This window comes from Clostridium sp. AF22-10, from assembly GCF_003478725.1.
Lineage (GTDB): Bacteria > Bacillota > Clostridia > Lachnospirales > Lachnospiraceae > Otoolea > Otoolea fessa.
The window spans coordinates 187224-204917 of the sequence record NZ_QUFZ01000001.1 but is presented as its reverse complement, the minus strand read 5'-3'; the positions used below and the strand labels follow the sequence as shown (position 1 = coordinate 204917).

At 42.4% G+C, this 17694-nt stretch carries 15 protein-coding genes; 12 read left to right on the top strand and 3 right to left on the bottom strand.

The window, feature by feature from the left end:
- Positions 1-129: 129 nt before the first annotated feature.
- The gene (locus DWX91_RS00910) at positions 130-882 is read right to left on the bottom strand and encodes a YwaF family protein (protein ID WP_118472214.1); all 753 of its coding nucleotides are present in this window, start codon (positions 880-882) and stop codon (positions 130-132) included.
- Positions 883-1209: 327 nt separating this feature from the next.
- Between DWX91_RS00910 and DWX91_RS00905 the strand changes: the two genes are divergently transcribed.
- The 12 genes from DWX91_RS00905 (at position 1210) to DWX91_RS00845 (ending at position 15275) form a co-directional block, all read left to right on the top strand.
- Positions 1210-1809 (top strand): methyltransferase domain-containing protein, encoded by a 600-nt coding sequence (locus tag DWX91_RS00905; protein ID WP_118472213.1) that lies wholly within the window; start codon positions 1210-1212, stop codon positions 1807-1809.
- Positions 1806-2276 (top strand): LURP-one-related/scramblase family protein, encoded by a 471-nt coding sequence (locus DWX91_RS00900; RefSeq protein WP_117796222.1) that lies wholly within the window; start codon positions 1806-1808, stop codon positions 2274-2276. The genes DWX91_RS00905 and DWX91_RS00900 overlap by 4 nt, the downstream gene beginning before the upstream one ends.
- A gap of 827 nt (positions 2277-3103) precedes the next feature.
- Positions 3104-4249: an ROK family transcriptional regulator gene (locus tag DWX91_RS00890; RefSeq protein ID WP_117796220.1), complete on the top strand. Its 1146-nt coding sequence runs from the start codon at positions 3104-3106 to the stop codon at positions 4247-4249.
- 38 nt (positions 4250-4287) lie between these two features.
- Positions 4288-5367: an SIS domain-containing protein gene (locus tag DWX91_RS00885; RefSeq protein WP_118468274.1), complete on the top strand. Its 1080-nt coding sequence runs from the start codon at positions 4288-4290 to the stop codon at positions 5365-5367.
- A 19-nt stretch (positions 5368-5386) separates the two neighbouring features.
- On the top strand, positions 5387-7465 hold the full coding sequence (locus DWX91_RS00880; protein WP_118472212.1) for a hydantoinase/oxoprolinase family protein: 2079 nt from the start codon (positions 5387-5389) through the stop codon (positions 7463-7465).
- Positions 7466-7481: 16 nt separating this feature from the next.
- A complete protein-coding gene (locus tag DWX91_RS00875) occupies positions 7482-9077 on the top strand; it encodes a hydantoinase B/oxoprolinase family protein (RefSeq protein ID WP_118491657.1) in 1596 nt (531 codons plus the stop codon).
- A gap of 80 nt (positions 9078-9157) precedes the next feature.
- Positions 9158-10216 carry a TRAP transporter substrate-binding protein gene (locus DWX91_RS00870; protein WP_118538162.1) on the top strand — a complete coding sequence of 353 codons (1059 nt, stop codon included), beginning with the start codon at positions 9158-9160 and terminating at the stop codon, positions 10214-10216.
- Positions 10170-10796: a TRAP transporter small permease gene (locus DWX91_RS00865; RefSeq protein WP_117796217.1), complete on the top strand. Its 627-nt coding sequence runs from the start codon at positions 10170-10172 to the stop codon at positions 10794-10796. The genes DWX91_RS00870 and DWX91_RS00865 overlap by 47 nt, the downstream gene beginning before the upstream one ends.
- Entirely contained in the window at positions 10793-12193 is a 1401-nt protein-coding gene (locus tag DWX91_RS00860; protein ID WP_118481912.1) for a TRAP transporter large permease, read from the top strand. Before DWX91_RS00865 ends, DWX91_RS00860 begins: the two co-directional genes overlap by 4 nt.
- A 643-nt stretch (positions 12194-12836) precedes the next feature.
- Positions 12837-13670, top strand: a complete 834-nt coding sequence (locus DWX91_RS00855; protein ID WP_117796215.1) for a basic amino acid ABC transporter substrate-binding protein — start codon at positions 12837-12839, stop codon at positions 13668-13670.
- A 173-nt stretch (positions 13671-13843) separates the two neighbouring features.
- Positions 13844-14533 carry an amino acid ABC transporter permease gene (locus tag DWX91_RS00850; protein WP_022360148.1) on the top strand — a complete coding sequence of 230 codons (690 nt, stop codon included), beginning with the start codon at positions 13844-13846 and terminating at the stop codon, positions 14531-14533.
- Complete coding sequence (locus DWX91_RS00845; RefSeq protein WP_118468269.1) at positions 14523-15275, top strand: amino acid ABC transporter ATP-binding protein; 753 nt, start codon at positions 14523-14525, stop codon at positions 15273-15275. Before DWX91_RS00850 ends, DWX91_RS00845 begins: the two co-directional genes overlap by 11 nt.
- Before the next feature lie 477 nt (positions 15276-15752).
- Here the strand turns inward: DWX91_RS00845 and DWX91_RS00840 are convergent, their stop codons facing one another.
- Both DWX91_RS00840 and DWX91_RS00835 read right to left on the bottom strand, forming a co-directional pair.
- Positions 15753-16652, bottom strand: coding sequence for a tyrosine-type recombinase/integrase (locus DWX91_RS00840; RefSeq protein WP_118468267.1), 900 nt, complete (start codon positions 16650-16652; stop codon positions 15753-15755).
- A gap of 21 nt (positions 16653-16673) precedes the next feature.
- Positions 16674-17621: a tyrosine-type recombinase/integrase gene (locus DWX91_RS00835; RefSeq protein WP_243017785.1), complete on the bottom strand. Its 948-nt coding sequence runs from the start codon at positions 17619-17621 to the stop codon at positions 16674-16676.
- Between the last annotated feature and the right edge of the window lie 73 nt (positions 17622-17694).

The window sequence follows — 17694 nt, the reverse complement described above, 5'->3', positions numbered from 1 at the left end:
GATATCGTATCGATAGCAGATTTTGCCGATTTGAAATGCGAAGCATCGGTAAAATCCCGTTGATGTGCACGGAATGAGTGAGCAGCAACGAATATGCCAGCTTTGCTGACCAGAATCACGCGCCAAGTCTCACGGACGTTCGACTTGAAATACGAGATGCAGCAGCCATGCGCCCAAAATGATTGAAAGCACATACACCGTGTTTCCGGCAAAAATTCCAAATTTAGCAGCGATCTGGGAGTACACAATCTGCGTGGTCGCGTAGTACGGCGTGATATAAAACATATCCGCGTTTCCATACGGATGTGAGGTAACATTGATGATGGTTGCGATGACGCATCCGACCGCAAATACAGCTGTAGACTGCCAGAATCCTTTGGCGGTTGGCAGCACCATGCGGGAAAAGGCGATGAGTAGCCCGATGAAGATCAGAAGGATATGCCAGATAAATCCATGCAGGGTCAGCGTCCAGTACGGGTGCATCAGACCGGACGGATCGACGAACACCATGACGGCACCGAGCAGGTTGTAATTATACATAAAAGTGCAAAAAATACGTTGATATTTATGCGGAACAAAGGGCAGCAGCAGGCAGAGGTACATCGGCAGGCTGCAGAGCTGGAATGGAAAATACCACCAGTCGTAGTGCTGGTTGTTTTCTATGTAATAGAGAAAAAGCTGTTTGTAGACCTCGGAAAATGCCAGAAAAACACCGCAGGCAAAGAGCAGATGCAGACGGAACGCTTCGGGGCGCGTCCGCAATTTCCATGCGGCAAAGGCGGCGAGCGGGATGCCGATCAGCATAAATACTAAATGAAAGGGAGACCAGACTGCGGGCGGTGTCATGGACCAGGCAGTTAAGGTAAGTAGACGGGAAATCATAAAAAGCCTTCTTTCGTAATAAAACCTAAGGAATGGTTCCGTATCTTGTGAATCATGCTGCAAGCGACCGCGCCCGGCGAGAGAATGTGACAAGGCACATTCTCTTTACGGAAGCAGATGCCCAGTACAGAGAAAACGGTACAGAATAGTTATAGTACGAAATATTAGATTTGCCAAGAATTAACAACAAGATCTGCCCATAATAAGACGATGGGAGATTTACATATTTGCAATTTTTTTCTTTCCAAAGCTGCAAGTTGACAAGCGCCGCCAATTTCCTATATTCTGTAGATATAAGAATCGAGTAAATGATACGGGAGATATACCATGAACCAAAATGAGACCCAATGGGATAGATTTCTGAAAATCCGAACAAGCGGCAGAGATGATTCGCATGCGGATCAATACCGATACCCATACGAACCGACGGCATACGTGGTTCTGGAACGGTTGGCGAACAGCGGATTAATTCGGAAGAATAATACCTTATTGGACTATGGAACCGGCAAGGGAAGAGTCTGTTTTTACTTGTCCTATCAGACAAGGAGTAAAACAATCGGAATCGAATACGATGAACGTATTTATCAGGGGGCAGCAGAAAATAAGGAGACGGCAGTGTCCGGAAACCGTACTTCCTTTATCTTAAGCAGTGCGGAGAACTATGAGCTTCCTTCAGAAGTGGACCGGTGTTATTTTTTCAATCCATTTTCGGTAGAGATATTGCACTCTGTTCTTGCCAGGATATATGAGTCCTATTACGAAAATCCGAGAGAGATACTGCTGTTTTTTTATTATCCATCGGAGGAATATATCAGTTGTCTGATGACGGAGGAACAGCTAATGTTTTATGATGAGATTGACACATCGGATTTGTTTCCGGGCGAGGACAAAAGAGAACGGATTATGATATTTGAGGTGATTTTATGAAGCTTTTATTTAAACAGCGGTTATTTTCGTGGTTTGACAGTTATGATATTTATGATGAGTTTGGCAATACAGTATATGTGGTAAAAGGCCAGTTGTCCTGGGGCCATAAGTTGGTGATATATGATGCAGACGGCAATGAAATTGGAATGGTTGTTCAGCGTGTACTGACATTTCTGCCAAAATTTGAGATATATAAAAAAGGCACCTATATCGGATGCTTGAGTAAAGAATTCTCTTTCCTGATGCCGCATTACAATATTGATTACAATGGCTGGCATATCGACGGTTCGATTATGGAATGGGATTATAATATCCTCGATCAAAGGGGATATTCGGTTGCCAGTGTCAGCAAAGAGCTGTTCCATATGACGGACACGTATGTGATTCAGGTAAATGAGCCGGAATATGCACTGGATGCATTAATGTTTGTGCTGGCGATCGATGCGGAAAAATGTTCGAGGACGTAAGAAAGGGTGCGTCTGCTTTTTGCTACAAGAGCACCGAGGCATTCTTGAATAATGACAGGACGATATGGTGAACACAAAAAAGAAACGAGCACCCCGCTTAAGCAATAGCTGTACGGTAACAAACCCATTTCTTGATTATATGATACATTGAACAGTATTAAATGTCAACGAAAAAAAGCATAAGAAATTTCAATGAAAAGCCAGCCAAGCTATTCATCGGAAAGACCATAGAAAAGCTAGGTTCAGATACACTGATTACTCTCCGTGCGTCCGGACCTGTTTTTTGTTGCTATCGTTTCTTTCAGTTGCCTTTGCCACGCCTGCTCTTGGGAGATTTCAGCATATCAGATTTACGAAGAATGCCCATGTTCGATATGGAGAATGTACAAGCCGCCTGGGAAGAGCGAGATAAGGAAATGTTGAAAGTTCTACTGCATGGGTATGTGTGGAACCATATAGAAGGTTAGTAAAAACATTCTTGAAATTGTTGATTCGTTACAGGTTGACAGTTACTGTCATCTTTGGTTTGTAATTGCATTTTTGTTAGATATAATTGATTTTATGAATTATCAATTGCATTGCAAAAAGAGTTCAGCATATATGGACGTGTATCTTGAAAGTGACATTTAGTTTTCTGAAGAAACAAATTATGTGAAACGCGTTTGGTAATTTTTACGAAAATATAAAGATATTTTGTTGAAAAATCCTATTGAAAACAGAATAATAAAAGTGTATTTTATATATAAATCCTCTTGCTTAATACGAGAGGTAATTTTTAAAAGAATTAGTAAGTGCACTGAACTAATTAAGTGAGTAAGGGGTGTAATATGGAGAAGAATGGAAATTTAGGGCATTTAGAATTAATACGAAAAATTAATCGGACATTGATTCTGAATATGGTCAAGGAGAAACAGCCGATTAGCCGTGCACAGATATCAAAGGCATTAAATTTAAGTAAAACAACAGTTAGTGCGATTGTAGATGAATTAATTAAGAAAAAGCTCCTAGTTGAGTATGGAGACTGTATGTCTCCATCAGGGGTTGGACGCCCATCTACTATGTTGGGATTTAATCCAAAATCTGCGTATTGTATTGGCATGGATATTGGCGGAACAAAACTTTTGTTTTTGATAACAGATTTGGTGGGTAATATTGTGTACGAAAAAAAAATACCAACCAAAAATCAGTTTGAGGAATTAGTCCAGATTGTAGAGGAGTCATTAGAAGCAGCAGGAATTAAACGAGAAATGATATTTGGCATGGGAATTGGAGTCCCGGGAACGGTGGATTCAGATGGAACAGTGGTGCGTGCCAAAGCATTATCGTGGAATCAATTTCCTTTGCAAAGTTTAATGAATGAATATTTTTCATTTCCAGTGTATGTCGGAAATGATGTGAATCTGGCAGCATTAGGTGAACGTTGGATAGGTTCAGGTGAACAGACGGATGATATGTTGTTTATTGCATTGGGAACAGGTATTGGCGGAGCATTAGTATGTGGTGGACAGTTGGTATTGGGGGCTCAAGGAAGAGCAGGAGAATTAGGATATTATTTAGAAAGTTCTGATGTGGAAAAAGGGGAAATTAATAAATTAGGACAACAGGGAATTTTAGAAAAAAAATGTTCTGGCTCGGCACTGGATCAAATTGTTGGTTCGGCAGAAGCATTATTTACAGCATATAGCCGAGGAGATGCCTCAGTAATACCGGTAATAGACAAATTTGTTCGTGATTTTTCAGTTGCGATAGCCAATACGATTAGTCTTTTAAATCCAGAGAAGGTTGTAATAGGCGGTGGAGTTTCTGATTCTATGGGATCTGTGATTCAGCGGATTCGAGAGGAGGTTGGCAGGCTTACGCCAATTCAGGCGGATATTTGTTTGGCAAACTTGGGAGGAAAAGCAGGAGCTCTAGGAGCAATTAATTTTGCTTCAAAAAAAATCGAAGAGCAGGACATACAGGTAAAAAAATAAAATAGAGAAAAATACAAGAGTTGGGAGGCATACATAGAATGAAGCAAACCATGAAGAGCTGTATATTGGAACAGCCAGACACAATTAGAAGAGTTTGCCAAAATGCAGAAAAAGTGTGTGATAGTGTGTATTCTATAGTGGGAAAAGGTCCATTTGATAAAATCTATTTAATTGGTTCTGGAACCTCACTTCATACAGCAATTGCGGCTAAATATGCATTTACAAAATGGTTCAATGCAGAGGTTCAGGTGTTTACCCCATTTGATTTTTTGTATTACTATCCACATTATCGACTAGATGAGAAAACGCTGATTTTAGGAATTTCACAGACGGCACGTAGTATTGGGACGATACATTGTTTGGAAAAAGGAAGAGAGTATGGGGCTAGAACCGTTATGGTAACAGCCGAGCCTGATAATCCTGGCGGAAAAAGTGCTGAGGCGATTTTGGATACATGTACAGGAGAAGAACTGGTAGGGGCCAAAACGAAGGGATTTACTTCGACTATAGCAATGTTGTATTTATATGCTGCGGGATTAGCTGGTAAGGAATTAGACATTTCGTTAGTTCCAAAATGGATGGAGCAAAGTTTGAGATGTACATCTGAAGAAATTGAAGATTTTGCGGAGGAGTATAAATCTGCTCCATCTGTGACAATTATCGGAGGTGGTACTTTAACAGCTGCAGCTAAAGAAGGGGCTCTTAAGGTATTAGAAGGAGTGCGAATCCCGGTAGAGGTATATGATGTGGAAGAGTACATGCATGGTCCGTATCATTGTCTTGAAAAGTGGTCATATTTGATTTTTTTGGTAAACGAGGGACCTGGAGTAGAGCGAATAAAGAGAATGATTCAATTTGCTCAGGAGCATTCGGATCACGTGACAGTTATTGGTTACGAGGGCTTTGAAAAAGAGATTGAAATAAAAGGTCGTTTTATCTCGCTTCCAGGAGGAATGGATGAAATTTTAACTCCATTATTTTACATTATTCCATTACAATGGCTGGCTAATGATGTAACAGAAAAGAAAGGACGTCACCCGGAACAATCAAGATACCCAGAATTTCATAAGATGCTAGGAAGTAAATATATGCCGAAAGTAAATTATTACCAGGGATAGAGATAAAGGAGGATGAAAAATGGCTAAATTGAAATTAGGTGTAGATGTAGGAGGAACGTTTACCGATGTAGTCGGAATAAATGAAGATGGTAAGGTGTATTTTGCAAAAACGCCTTCTACACCTGAAGATCAAAGTATAGGTGTTCTGAACGGAATTAGAGCACTTTTAGAAGAGTTGGGAGTAGCACCAGATTGTGTGACGGGTGTTGCACATGGAACGACAGTGGCTACAAATACACTTTTGGAACGAAACGGCGCTGTAACAGCATTAATAACAACAAAAGGATTTAGAGATGTTTTAGATATTGGTCGCCAGAGCAGACCAGAACTTTATGATTTACATGCTAGAAAACCAGCTTCATTAATTCCCCGATATCTTCGTCGGGAGGCAGACGAAAGAATGGATTATACGGGAACTGTATTGGTGCAGTTGGATATGGAGGAATTAAAGAAAACGATTCATGAATTAATGGAAGAGGGAGCGGAATCCATTGCAATCTGTTTTCTTCATTCTTATGCGAATGATGAAAATGAGAAAAAAGCGTTGGAAGTTATTCGTGAAATCGCACCAGATTTTCCAGTGTCTGTATCTAGTGAAATTTTGCCGGAGTTTCGTGAATTTGAACGAATGAATACAACCGTTATGAATGCATATGTTCAGCCAAGAATGCAGAAATATGTATCCCAGTTGCGTAGACGATTAGATGAAAATGGGATTAATTCTCCATTGACTATTATGCAATCTTCTGGAGGTATGATGACCGATCAGATTGCAGCTCAGAAGAGTGTGAATACGTTATTATCTGGTCCGGCTGGAGGTGTTTTGGCTGCCGAATTTCTTTCCAAGATTACGGATTATCATAATATTATTACTGGAGATCTTGGAGGAACGTCATTTGATGTAGGAATTGTGCAGAATGGTTCTATTGGTATCACAGGTGAAGGAGTGATTGAGGGATTTCCGGTAAAATTCCCACATATAGATATTACTACGATTGGAGCAGGAGGAGGCTCTATAGCATGGCTGGATGCTGGCGGAGCGCTTCGGGTTGGTCCTCGCAGTGCAGGAGCAGTACCGGGACCGGTTTGTTATAGCAAAGGAGGAACAGAACCAACAGTAACAGATGCTCATGCTGTGTTAGGTCGTGTGGGTGAAAAATTGCTAGGTGGAAAAATGCACCTGGATGTGGCGGCTGCACGGAAAGCGATAGAAGAAAAATTGGCCGTAAAATTAAATATGACAGTGGAGGAAGTAGCAGAGGGAATTCTTCGTGTAGCGAATTCCAACATGGTCAGAGCAATTAGAGTTATGACGGTAGAAAGAGGAATCGATCCGAGAAAGTTTGTGCTTCTGCCATATGGAGGAGCGGGAGCACTTCATGCGGTTGAACTGGCAAGAACTCTGGATATAGGAACAGTTGTTATTCCTATCGAACCTGGAAACTTTTCTGCTTTTGGATTATTAGTTGCACCAATTAGATATGATGAAGTATGCACGTATCATAAACATGAAAAAGATGTTTCTTTCGACCATATGGAAGAAAAATTTGAAAAATTAGAGGCTGAAGCAAGAAAAGAAATGGCTCGAGATGGCGTATCAGAGAGTAGCGTAAGTTTTGAGAGAAAAATAGATATCCGTTATTTTGGTCAGGCCTACGAATTAACGATTTCGGTACCCAATAGCCCGGTGAATCAGCTGGTTTGGGATAAGCTTGTGAATGATTTCAGTGATGCACATGAGCGTTCTTATGGATTTAAGAAGAATGATCCCATGGAGTTGGTTAGTTTGCGTCTTTCTGTAGTTGGGGAAATGGACAAAAGTAACTTGTATTCAAAAGGAGAAATTAGCAAGGAACTTCCAAAACCAGAAGAAATTCGAAAAGCTTATTTTATGGGAGAGTGGCTGGATACAGCCGTATATAAGCGAGATGCTTTAAAAGCAGGTAACAGCTTTATCGGTCCGGCAATCATAGAGGAAACAGGAGCTACGTCCGTAGTAGGGCCTGGCGATAAGGTGACAGTAGATGAGAGAATGAATTTGGTTGTGAAGATTGCAAATCGTGAGACTGGGAAGATGGAAGCATTAGAAGAGAACTAAAAGGAGGAATGAAAAGATGGATGCAATCACATTGGAAGTTATGCGAAATCGCTTTTTTGCAATTACAGAAGAGATGGGAGCAGCATTAATTCGGACAGCCTATTCCACAAATATTAAAGATAGAAGAGATTGTTCGTGTGCGTTATTTGATGTAAATGGAGAGACGATTGCACAGGCAGAGCATATACCTGTTCATTCAGGAGTGTTGCCTTGGGGAGTAAAGGGAGCTTTAAAGCATATTAACAAAAAAGAACTGAAACCTGGAGATGCTATCATGCACAATGATCCATTCATTGGTGGAACTCATTTGCCAGATATTATTATCTTTTCTCCGATCTTTTTTAAAGGAGAGCTAGTAGCTTTTGTAGGAAATCTGGCGCATCATGTAGATGTGGGAGGAAAGGTTCCGGGTTCGTTAACACCAGATGCAACGGAAATTTTCCATGAAGGGATTTGCTTCCCACCAGTAAAGATAAAAAAAGAAGGAAAAGTAGATCCTGAGATTTTTGCTATGTTTCGCTCTAATATCCGAACAAAATACGAAAGTAGTGGAGATTTGATGGCTCAGATTGCAGCAAATAATGTAGGAGAAAAGCGGTTTGAGGAATTATGTGATGAGATGGGCGTAGAAGTAGTTCTTGAGGCAATTGCAGAGTTAGAGAACTACTGTGACCGGCGAATGGGAGCAGAGTTAGAAAAACTTCCGAAAGGGACATTTGAATTTGAGGATTTCTTAGAGGGAGATGGAATTACTACAACAGAGCCATTAAAAATCAAGGTAACAATTACTACAGGAGGTCCACATATTAAAATTGATTTTACGGGAACATGCCCTCAGGTAAGAGGACCTTTGAATTGTGTTCGTCCGATGGCGTTGGCTTGCATTTATTATGTTGTTCGAGCAGTGACGGATCCCACGATTCCACCGAATTCTGGAACATATCGCCGCTTTGAGGTTATAACACCGGAAGGTTCCTTGGTAAATGCGGTATATCCAGCAGCTACCGGTTCTGGAAATTCTATTACGTGTCAGCGTTTGGTAGATGTACTGCTTGGTGCACTGGCTCAAGTGGTTCCAGAAAAAGTATGTGCGGCTGCTTGTGGATCTATGAATGGAATTCAGCTGGGTGGTTATAATCCAGAAACACATTCGTTCTTTGCTAATGGTGAAACTGTTGGAGGAGGATATGGTGGAATGTGCGATCAAGATGGAACCAGTGGAGTTAATACGCATATGACTAATACCAGAAATACACCAGTAGAAGTTCTTGAAAGAATCATGCCGGTTAAGGTAATACGATATGGTTTAGCTCCAAATTCTGAAGGACCTGGTAAGCACAGGGGTGGATTTGGAATTGAGCGAGTCCTGGAATTCCAGACAGATGAGGTGGACTGCTTTATTGCCTCTGATCGTGTTAATACGGCACCGTGGGGATTGAATGGTGGAAAAGCAGCATTAGGAGCTCGTTTTACAGTAAATAGAGCTGATGGAACGGAAGAACATTTGCCTCGAAAGCAAGGGTGCGTTTTTATAAGAAAGATAGACTCTATATTCAGACAAGTGGCGGCGGAGGTTGGGGTAATCCGCTTGAGAGAGATAAAAAAGCATTAAAGTGTGATGTGAAAGATGGCTTGATCAGCCAGGAACGAGCAGAAAAAGAATATGGTGGATGTTGAAAAAGGAGGAGTACAATGAAAAAATTAATTGCAACGACAATGGCAGCAATGATGGCATTAACTATAGTTGGATGTGGAGGTAATAATACAGTTGCACTGCAGAGCGATAAAGCGGAAGAAACTACGAAAGCAGATTCAGATGCAACTCATCTTGTTTTGACAACATCAGCGTTAGATCCAGAGGTTGCCCCGGATTATAATCCTGCTGATGGACTACTGAAATTTAAAGAAGAGGTGGAGAAAAATAGTAATGGCCGTTATGTAGTAGATATTTATTGGTATTCCAGTTATGCCAGCGATGCGGAATCCTTTCAGATGATTCAGGATGGGGAGACGGATTTTAACTTTGGTGCCGGAATGTCTAATGTAGATAAGAGATTTGCATGGCAAAGAATTCCATTTTTATTACCTGATTTAGACACAGTGAGGGAAAAGCTTGCTAATCCGAATGCAGAAGGATTTGCTATTAATACAAAGCTTTATGAAGAAAATGGAATTAAACTTTTGGCACAAAACAGTGGCTTACAGCGCCACATCTTTTCGACAGATAAATTGATTAAAGTGCCGAAGGATCTGGCGAATGAAACGTTTCGAACATATGAAGATGCTATTGTTAACGAATTTTATGGCGGTTTGGGAAATATCGCAATTATGCCATACGGAGAGTTATATACATCGCTGCAGAATGGTTTGATTACGGCTACGGATCAGCAGATACCTTCATATATTATTGAAAATTATTATGAAGTAGCACCATTTTATTCATATGTTGGAGCTCAGTGGACTTCGTATAGTTTGATGATGAATTTAGATAAGTTTAATCAGTATAGCGAAGAGGATCAAAAGATATTTGTAGATGCTGCCTGGGCGTGTTCAGAGGCTGAATATGAATCTTATAAAGATATGAAAGCAGACGCAGAAAAATTCTTTGATGAAAAAGGAATTACATATTATCAGCCAACAGATGAGGAATTGAATCAATGGAAAGAGTATGCGGCTTCTCTGTCGGATAAGTGGAGAGAACTGATTGGAGAAGAATTATACAATCAGGTATCTGAGCTGTTTAATTATTAATGGTATGGGGGATGCTGCAAGTGGATTGATATCTATGTTTGTAGTATCCCCTGCTTTTTTATTTACCGTTAAAGAGAGGAGGAACGTGGTGAAATTTTTAAAAAAATTAGATCATATAGTTGAATTTGTGGTTGGAAATTTAGCGGGTATTTTGTTGATTGTGATGATGATTATGGTTAATCTGACAATCTTCAGTCGTTGGGTATTTAATATTAATATGCACGGCTATGAGGAATTGCCAACAATTCTATTTATTGTATTTGTATGGCTTGGAGTAATACTGGTTGTGCGTGATGACAATATGCTAAAAGTCGATTTCTTCTTGAATCTGTGTAAGACGGAAAAGTCAAAAGAAGCACTTCATTTGTTTAGTTTGATTATTTCTACTATAATATGTGGATTATTTATGCCATTAACATTTAATTTAATGATGACACACATTGAACGTAATACGGTGTCTCCGGCTGTTGGATTTAGCATGTGGTGGGTATATGCTTCTGTATTTTTAGGAGCTTTGGGGATGATGGTTTATTATGTGGTGAATGTTTGTAAATCTATAAGGAGGTTACGCACATTATGATATTTGGAATAGCTGCAGTATTAATTTTACTCATGATTTTTTCCGGCGTTGCAGTTCCGTTAGCATTTTTGGGCGGCTCCTTTTTTGTGGCATATATGGGGCTTGGAAGTACAGGAACGTTTGCAACGAATGCGTTTTACATTTTGAACTCTATTTCTATGTTGGCGATTCCGCTTTTTATAGTAGGAGGTTCTTTGATTGAGCGAAGCGGAATTGCAAATGTGCTGATTCGGGTAGCGGATAAGATGCTACATAATGTAAAGGGAGGATTGACGGCCACAATTCCAGTAGTTTCCTGCTTTTTTGGAGCCCTTTGCGGTTCAGCATTGGCAACGGCTAATACACTGTCAACAGCTATGGTGCCAGAATTGGAAAAGAAAGGATATGATAAAGCATATTTAGCGGCATTAATTGCAGCTTCTAGTCCTTTTGGCTTTATGATTCCACCAAATGTAAATGCTATTATTTTTGCATCCGTGTCCTCGGCATCGGTTGGTGCTTTATTTATGGCTACGATTGTGCCGGGATTAATATGGGCAGGGCTCTATTTGATCATTAATCGGATTATTTATATAAAATATTATCATCCAGAATATGCGGGTAAAACAGTTGCATCCGTTTCTGCATGTACTGAAGATAATGAGCCTAAAGAAGAATCAGAAAAAAATGCGCGTGAGACTATAAGCCGGAATAGATTTTTTTTAGAGCTTGTTGTAGCAGTTTTAATGCCGGTAATTGTGTTAGGGGGTATCTATGGCGGCATTTTTACAGCGACAGAAGCAGGTGCAATTACCTGTTTATATGGAGCGATCATGGGAGTGGTAGTTTATAAAAAGCTTTCTCTGGTTCAATTGATGGGCGTTTTTTCTAAGGGAGTTAAGGATGTTTCGGCATTGGTTATAATGTTTCCAATGACTTTGATTTTCAGTCGTTTGATGACACTTAACCATATTCCCGAGTTGGTGGCAGAGTTAATGTTGGGAATTACCAATAATCGTATTGGTCTTATCCTGTTAATAGATCTTCTGCTGTTTTTTATAGGTTTTTTCTTGGATGGAAATGTTATTATTTTGACGCTGGTGCCGCTTCTTACACCGATTGCTACTGCATGTGGAATTGATACAATTCAGTTAGCAGTAATCGTTTTTGTTTCGATAGGTATTGGCTCAATTACACCGCCAATGGCTACTTGTCTGATGGCATGTTCCAGAGTTTGTGATGTTCCGATTCATAAACTTATTAAACCTATTCTTCCATTTTTGCTTTTTGGTGCATTACCTATTTTGCTGCTGGTATCGTTTGTTCCTGTCGTATCAACTGGTTGCCGGGCTTGTTTTATAGTTTCTAGTCAACGCTATTATAACGAATGGATTGCTTTTATGCGTTTTTTTAGCTGAGGCGCTGAACTATCAAGGTGTTGTCAAGTGCTTGTTGAGTTATTGGTAGAAAAAAGGAAATTTTTTTCAAAGAAATTCTCTAAGTAAATGATATTGCCTGTGGAGAGAACGTGAAGTTTGAAAACAGGAAACACAGAAAAAACAAAAATTTGGATTATTGAAAAAAATATATATCCAGTCTTTGGCAGTTGAGTGAAAATAAAATCGCTGTAACCTTTGTATTTGCTGGGGTGCAGCGATTTTTGTTGCTGTTGCAGACTATAGTATTTTTTTCTTCCTTGTCCATTTTTGGAATTGTTCTCATTTTACTGTTCGTTATGAATTGATAATCCGTTCGGAAACCGGAAACATTCTTCGAGATGTCATCTGCTTTCATTTACTTTCAAAATTTCACTAACCTGATTATGCAACTATTAAACTCCCGTGCCAAGAATTAACAACAAGATCTGTCCGTAACTGGAACCGTACAAATTGGAAAAGAATGCATAATCATACAAAACCCTGTAAAAAACAGGAATTCAGGCTTGATTATTTATAAAAATGCGGTATAATGTATTCCTAGATACAGTAATAAAAGTAAGAATATTCGTATTTACTGCATAAAAATACAAAAGCAGCGAATAGAAATGAGGAGGAATTTATTATGAAAAAGAAATTAGCAGCAATCGCTATGGCAACTGCTATGGCAGCATCGTTAGCAGCATGCTCTTCCAAACCGGCAGAGACAACCGCAGCCGCAGAGGAGAATGAGGAGACAACCGCAGAGGCAGCAGAGGGCAGCGAGGCAGCAGAGGCTGGCGACAGCGCATTTGCAGGAAAGACTCTGGTTATGTCCACCAACGCTGAGTTCGCACCGTATGAGTACCACGATGGAAATGATATCGTAGGTATCGACGTAGATATTGCAAACGCTATCTGCGAGGATATGGGAGCATCTCTGGAAATCACCGACGTAGCATTCGATTCTATCATCCCGGAGGTTCAGTCTGGCAAAGCTGATTTCGCAGCAGCAGGCATGACTGTTACCGAGGATCGTCAGACCCAGGTGGATTTCTCTGACACTTACGCAATCGGCGTTCAGTCTGTTATCGTAACAGAGGACAGCGACATCGCATCCCTGGATGATTTAAAGGGCAAGCAGATCGGCGTTCAGCAGGGTACCACCGGCGACCTGTACTCCACCGATGATTTCGGCGAGGAGAGCGTACAGAGATTTTCCAAGGGCGCCGATGCAGTACAGGCGCTGTCCACTGGCAAGATCGATGCAGTTATCATTGACAACAAACCGGCACAGGTATTTGTAGACGAGAATGAAGGCTTAAAGCTTCTGGAAACACCGTATGCAGAAGAAGAGTACGCAATCGCAGTTAAGAAGGGCAATACAGAGCTTCTGGACGCTATCAACGCATCCATCGCAAACCTGAAAGAGTCTGGAAAACTGGACGAGATCGTTGAAAAATACATTACCGCTGAGTAATATAAAAGAGAATTGAAATGAATCGTCAGATGGATGGATTCAGGTGATCCGGAAAACACCCAGAGTGCTTCCGGTATCTGACGGAACGGAAAAAGGTTGCTGCAGAATGGCGAAAACACGGTTCGGCGGCAGCCTTTTTCAAGTCTATATCACCTTACAAGGAGGAAAACAGATTGGAGAAACTCAAGCAGGCCTTATATTTAAACCTGATCAAGGATGACAGGTGGCAGTATCTGACAGGGGGCCTGAAAAATACCCTGATCATCACGTTATTTGCGACCCTGATCGGCATTGCCCTTGGTCTGCTGATTGCGATTGTTCGTGCAACTCACGACAAAACTGGAAAAATGAAATTTTTAAATGGTGTCTGCCAGGTATATCTGACGGTCATCCGGGGAACGCCGGTTGTCATCCAGCTGATGATTTTCTACTACTGTATTTTTGTATCGCGTGTATTTGCTGGCGTCTTTGTCGGTGTGATCGCGTTTGGTCTTAACTCGGCAGCGTATGTAGCGGAGATCTTCCGTTCCGGTATCATGTCGATCGACGAGGGACAGATGGAGGCAGGTCGAAGCCTTGGTTTTAACTATGTGCAGACGATGCGCTATATCATTATGCCGCAGGCATTTAAAAACGTACTTCCGGCACTTTGCAATGAGTTTGTTGTTCTTCTGAAAGAGACTTCGGTAGCCGGTTACGTGGCGGTGCAGGATCTGACGAAGGGCGGCGATATCATCCGTTCCAGAACGTATGACGCGTGGACACCGCTTCTGATAGTGGCTGCTGTTTATCTGGCGCTGACGATGATCTTCAACCACTTTGCACAGAATCTGGAAAGGAGCCTGAGAAAGAATGAACGATAAAGTACAAAACGGAGAAGTGATAATTGACATCAAGGATCTTTCCAAGGCATTCGGTGATTTAAAGGTCCTGACTAATATTTCTACCCAGATACGCAAGGGGGATGTTGTCTGTGTGATCGGACCATCCGGTTCCGGTAAATCCACATTTCTGCGCTGCATGAACCTGCTGGAAACCCCGACCGGCGGACACATCTATTTTGAGGGAACGGATATCACGGATCCGAAGACAAGCATTGATAAACTTCGTCAGAAAATGGGAATGGTATTCCAGCAGTTCAACCTGTTCCCGCACATGACGATTCTTGATAATATGACGCTGGCACCGATGAAACTGCTCGGACGCCCAAAGGACGAGGCAGAGACGGAGGCACTGAAGCTTCTGGAACGCGTCGGATTAAAGGAAAAAGCATCCGCCTATCCGGGACAGCTCTCTGGCGGTCAGAAACAGCGTGTGGCGATCGTCCGCGCCCTGGCGATGCATCCGGATGTGATGCTCTTTGACGAGCCAACCTCCGCGCTTGACCCGGAGATGGTAGGTGAGGTATTAAATGTAATGCGCCAGCTTGCCGAGGAGCACATGACGATGGTCGTGGTTACCCATGAGATGGGCTTCGCCCGCGAGGTGGCAACCCGCGTCATGTTCATGGAGGGCGGCAACTTCATCGAAGAAAACGAACCGAAGGAGTTTTTCGAGCATCCAAAGAGCGAAAGATTGAAGGCATTTTTGAGTAAGGTGCTGTAAGGAAATTTAATATTAGGAAAAGTCCGGTAGGGAGAGAATGTCATAGCACATTTTCTTTCTGCCGGGCTTTTTTTATGCCTGTAATATCTTTATGCGTTTTCTATTATCCATCTGGTTCTTCTAACTTCCGTTTTGAAAAATGTTTATTTGGAAAGAAAAGTTGTTAAAAAAATTGCAAATATATAAAACCAAATGAAATCTCCCATCGTCTTATTAGTAGAACAGCAGAAAAGGAGGAAGATTCTGAAAAGAAGGCGGAACAGAATGTTGAGACAAAGCTGGACAGTGGGAAGCAGGAGAAAAAAGAGAATGCGGTAGAACGGTCGGGTGAAAACATTAGAACCGATAGCGCTGAGGAAGCACTTCCATATGAGCTCGTGATTGTGGAGGCAGAGAAAAAATAAATCTATAATAAAGGGGAAAGAATTGTGGAAAATGGCAGTTCTTTCCCCTTTTATGGTTTTCACACGCCTGTGCCTACCACGTCACCACCCGGTCAATCACTGTCTGCTGTTCCTGACTCGATTTCATCAGGTAAATCCGGGTTGTCTCGATGCTGTCGTGTCCTAACAGATCCGCCAGCAGGGAAATGTCATTGAACCGTTTCAAAAAATTGATGGCGTAGCGGTGCCGGAAAGAATGCGGGTACATTGTTGCCGGATTGATGCGGTAGCGCTTTGCGATGTTTTTTAACTGCATCTCGATGGCGCGTGCGGAGATGCAGGTGCGGCGGCGGGTCAGGAAGAGAAAGCCGCTGTCGATGCCGCGGGAGGCAAAGTAGGGGATTGCTTCCCCGCAGAGGGAGCGGGGGAAGAACAATCGCCGTATCTTGCCGCCTTTGGAGTAGAGATCGAGATAGCCAAGCTGCAGATCCTCCATTTTGATCTGGCGCAGTTCACTGACGCGCGCGCCGGTGGAGGCGAGAAAACGCACGATGAAATACCAGAAGTAATTTTCATCCTTTTTTAGCCGCCGTTTGAGCCGGTCATAATCTTTCTGGGAGATCACTGTATCAAGGTAGGTGTGCTTCTGCTCCCGGATGGGGCGCAGGCGGTAGTGACCCGTGGGAGTGATGCGGAGTGAATCTGTGGGGGCGGATATGGGGGATTGAAAATTCGCCTTTTCATTATCCAACAATCCTCTGTTTTGCATAAAATCCAGAAACCGGTTCATCCCCAGAATCCGCGTATTCACTGTCGATGGCTTATAACATTCCAGCAGCCAGCGCCGGTACGACTGCAGGTGCTCGACTGAAAGGCTGTTATAATGCGAAAAAAACAGCCGGACGGAACAGCTGTAGACCCGGATGGTGATGGCGGCGTGCCCCTGTTTTTCAAGGTAAATGCCAAAGTCGGAAATAAGTGTTTCAAAATTCATATGTGCTTCATTTCCTCCTCTCTACCAGGTGACTACCCGGTTGACAATCTCATACTGCTCGCTGCTGGAACGACGCAGGTAAATCCGGGTTGTTTCGAGATTTTTGTGTCCAAGCAGATCGGAGAGCAGGGAAATATCGCCGCATTTTTCGATAAAACTCTTGGCAAACCGGTGGCGGAATGCATGCGGATGTACCATTTCCGGTGTCATGTGGTAGGAGAGGGCGATGGTTTTGAGCTGGCTGCGGATGCCGCCTGGAGAGATGGGGGAATCGAAGCGGTTGAGGAAGATGGGACCGTGGGATTTGTGGAGAAAGGAAAGCCATTTGAGGGTATCGGTTCGGAGTGACTGTGGGATGTAGATGCGCCGGACTTTATTTCCTTTGGAATAGATGTCCTTATAGCCGGAGAAAATATCTTCTGCCTGGAACTGAATCACCTCGCTGACCCGGACGCCGGTTGCCGCCATGAAACGGATGAGAAAATAGTAAGTGTACCGTTCATCCCGAAGCAGGCAGCGTTTCAGGTATTCATAATCCGCCTCGCTGATCATGTGATCCAGATATGTTTTCTGCTGGATTTTTACCATGGGAAGATGCCCGGGATAGAGCTTTTTAAAATCCAGGTAGGCATTCAAAGCCCGGATCCGCTGGTTGATGGTCTGCGGCTTGTAGTGCTCGAGCAGAAAGATTTTGTATAGCTTTAAATTGGGGTAAGTAATGTCACGGTAATAGGTAAAATACTGCCGTACAGCATAAGTGTAAGCGCGGAGTGTCTCATCGGCAAGGTTGCGCGTGAGCAGGTAGCGGGCAAATTCGTCCGCGGCCTTTTGGGCTCTTGCAGGTGCGGCAGCACGCGTTTGACCGGAAAGGCGTGGAATGGCAGCAGAAGTTTGCCTGGATGAGAGGGGGAGAGTGTGTTTGCTATGAGCAGCGTGTGGAAAAATATGATTTTCTATCATTTGTGGCATAATATGTAGGAACCTTCTTTCTGTATCATTGAGAAACGTCCATTGGCACAGAAAGAAAACTCTGCCGAGGCGT

Excerpts from the sequence above, each read along its gene's own strand:
- DWX91_RS00875 (WP_118491657.1), top strand. The coding sequence starts at position 7,482 with ATGGATGCAATCACATTGGAAGTTATGCGAAATCGCTTTTTTGCAATT.
- DWX91_RS00840 (WP_118468267.1), bottom strand. The coding sequence starts at position 16,652 with ATGAATTTTGAAACACTTATTTCCGACTTTGGCATTTACCTTGAAAAA.
- DWX91_RS00860 (WP_118481912.1), top strand. The coding sequence starts at position 10,793 with ATGATATTTGGAATAGCTGCAGTATTAATTTTACTCATGATTTTTTCC.
- DWX91_RS00845 (WP_118468269.1), top strand. The coding sequence starts at position 14,523 with ATGAACGATAAAGTACAAAACGGAGAAGTGATAATTGACATCAAGGAT.
- DWX91_RS00835 (WP_243017785.1), bottom strand. The coding sequence starts at position 17,621 with ATGCCACAAATGATAGAAAATCATATTTTTCCACACGCTGCTCATAGC.
- DWX91_RS00905 (WP_118472213.1), top strand. The coding sequence starts at position 1,210 with ATGAACCAAAATGAGACCCAATGGGATAGATTTCTGAAAATCCGAACA.
- DWX91_RS00870 (WP_118538162.1), top strand. The coding sequence starts at position 9,158 with ATGAAAAAATTAATTGCAACGACAATGGCAGCAATGATGGCATTAACT.
- DWX91_RS00910 (WP_118472214.1), bottom strand. The coding sequence starts at position 882 with ATGATTTCCCGTCTACTTACCTTAACTGCCTGGTCCATGACACCGCCC.
- DWX91_RS00855 (WP_117796215.1), top strand. The coding sequence starts at position 12,837 with ATGAAAAAGAAATTAGCAGCAATCGCTATGGCAACTGCTATGGCAGCA.
- DWX91_RS00885 (WP_118468274.1), top strand. The coding sequence starts at position 4,288 with ATGAAGCAAACCATGAAGAGCTGTATATTGGAACAGCCAGACACAATT.
- DWX91_RS00900 (WP_117796222.1), top strand. The coding sequence starts at position 1,806 with ATGAAGCTTTTATTTAAACAGCGGTTATTTTCGTGGTTTGACAGTTAT.
- DWX91_RS00880 (WP_118472212.1), top strand. The coding sequence starts at position 5,387 with ATGGCTAAATTGAAATTAGGTGTAGATGTAGGAGGAACGTTTACCGAT.
- DWX91_RS00890 (WP_117796220.1), top strand. The coding sequence starts at position 3,104 with ATGGAGAAGAATGGAAATTTAGGGCATTTAGAATTAATACGAAAAATT.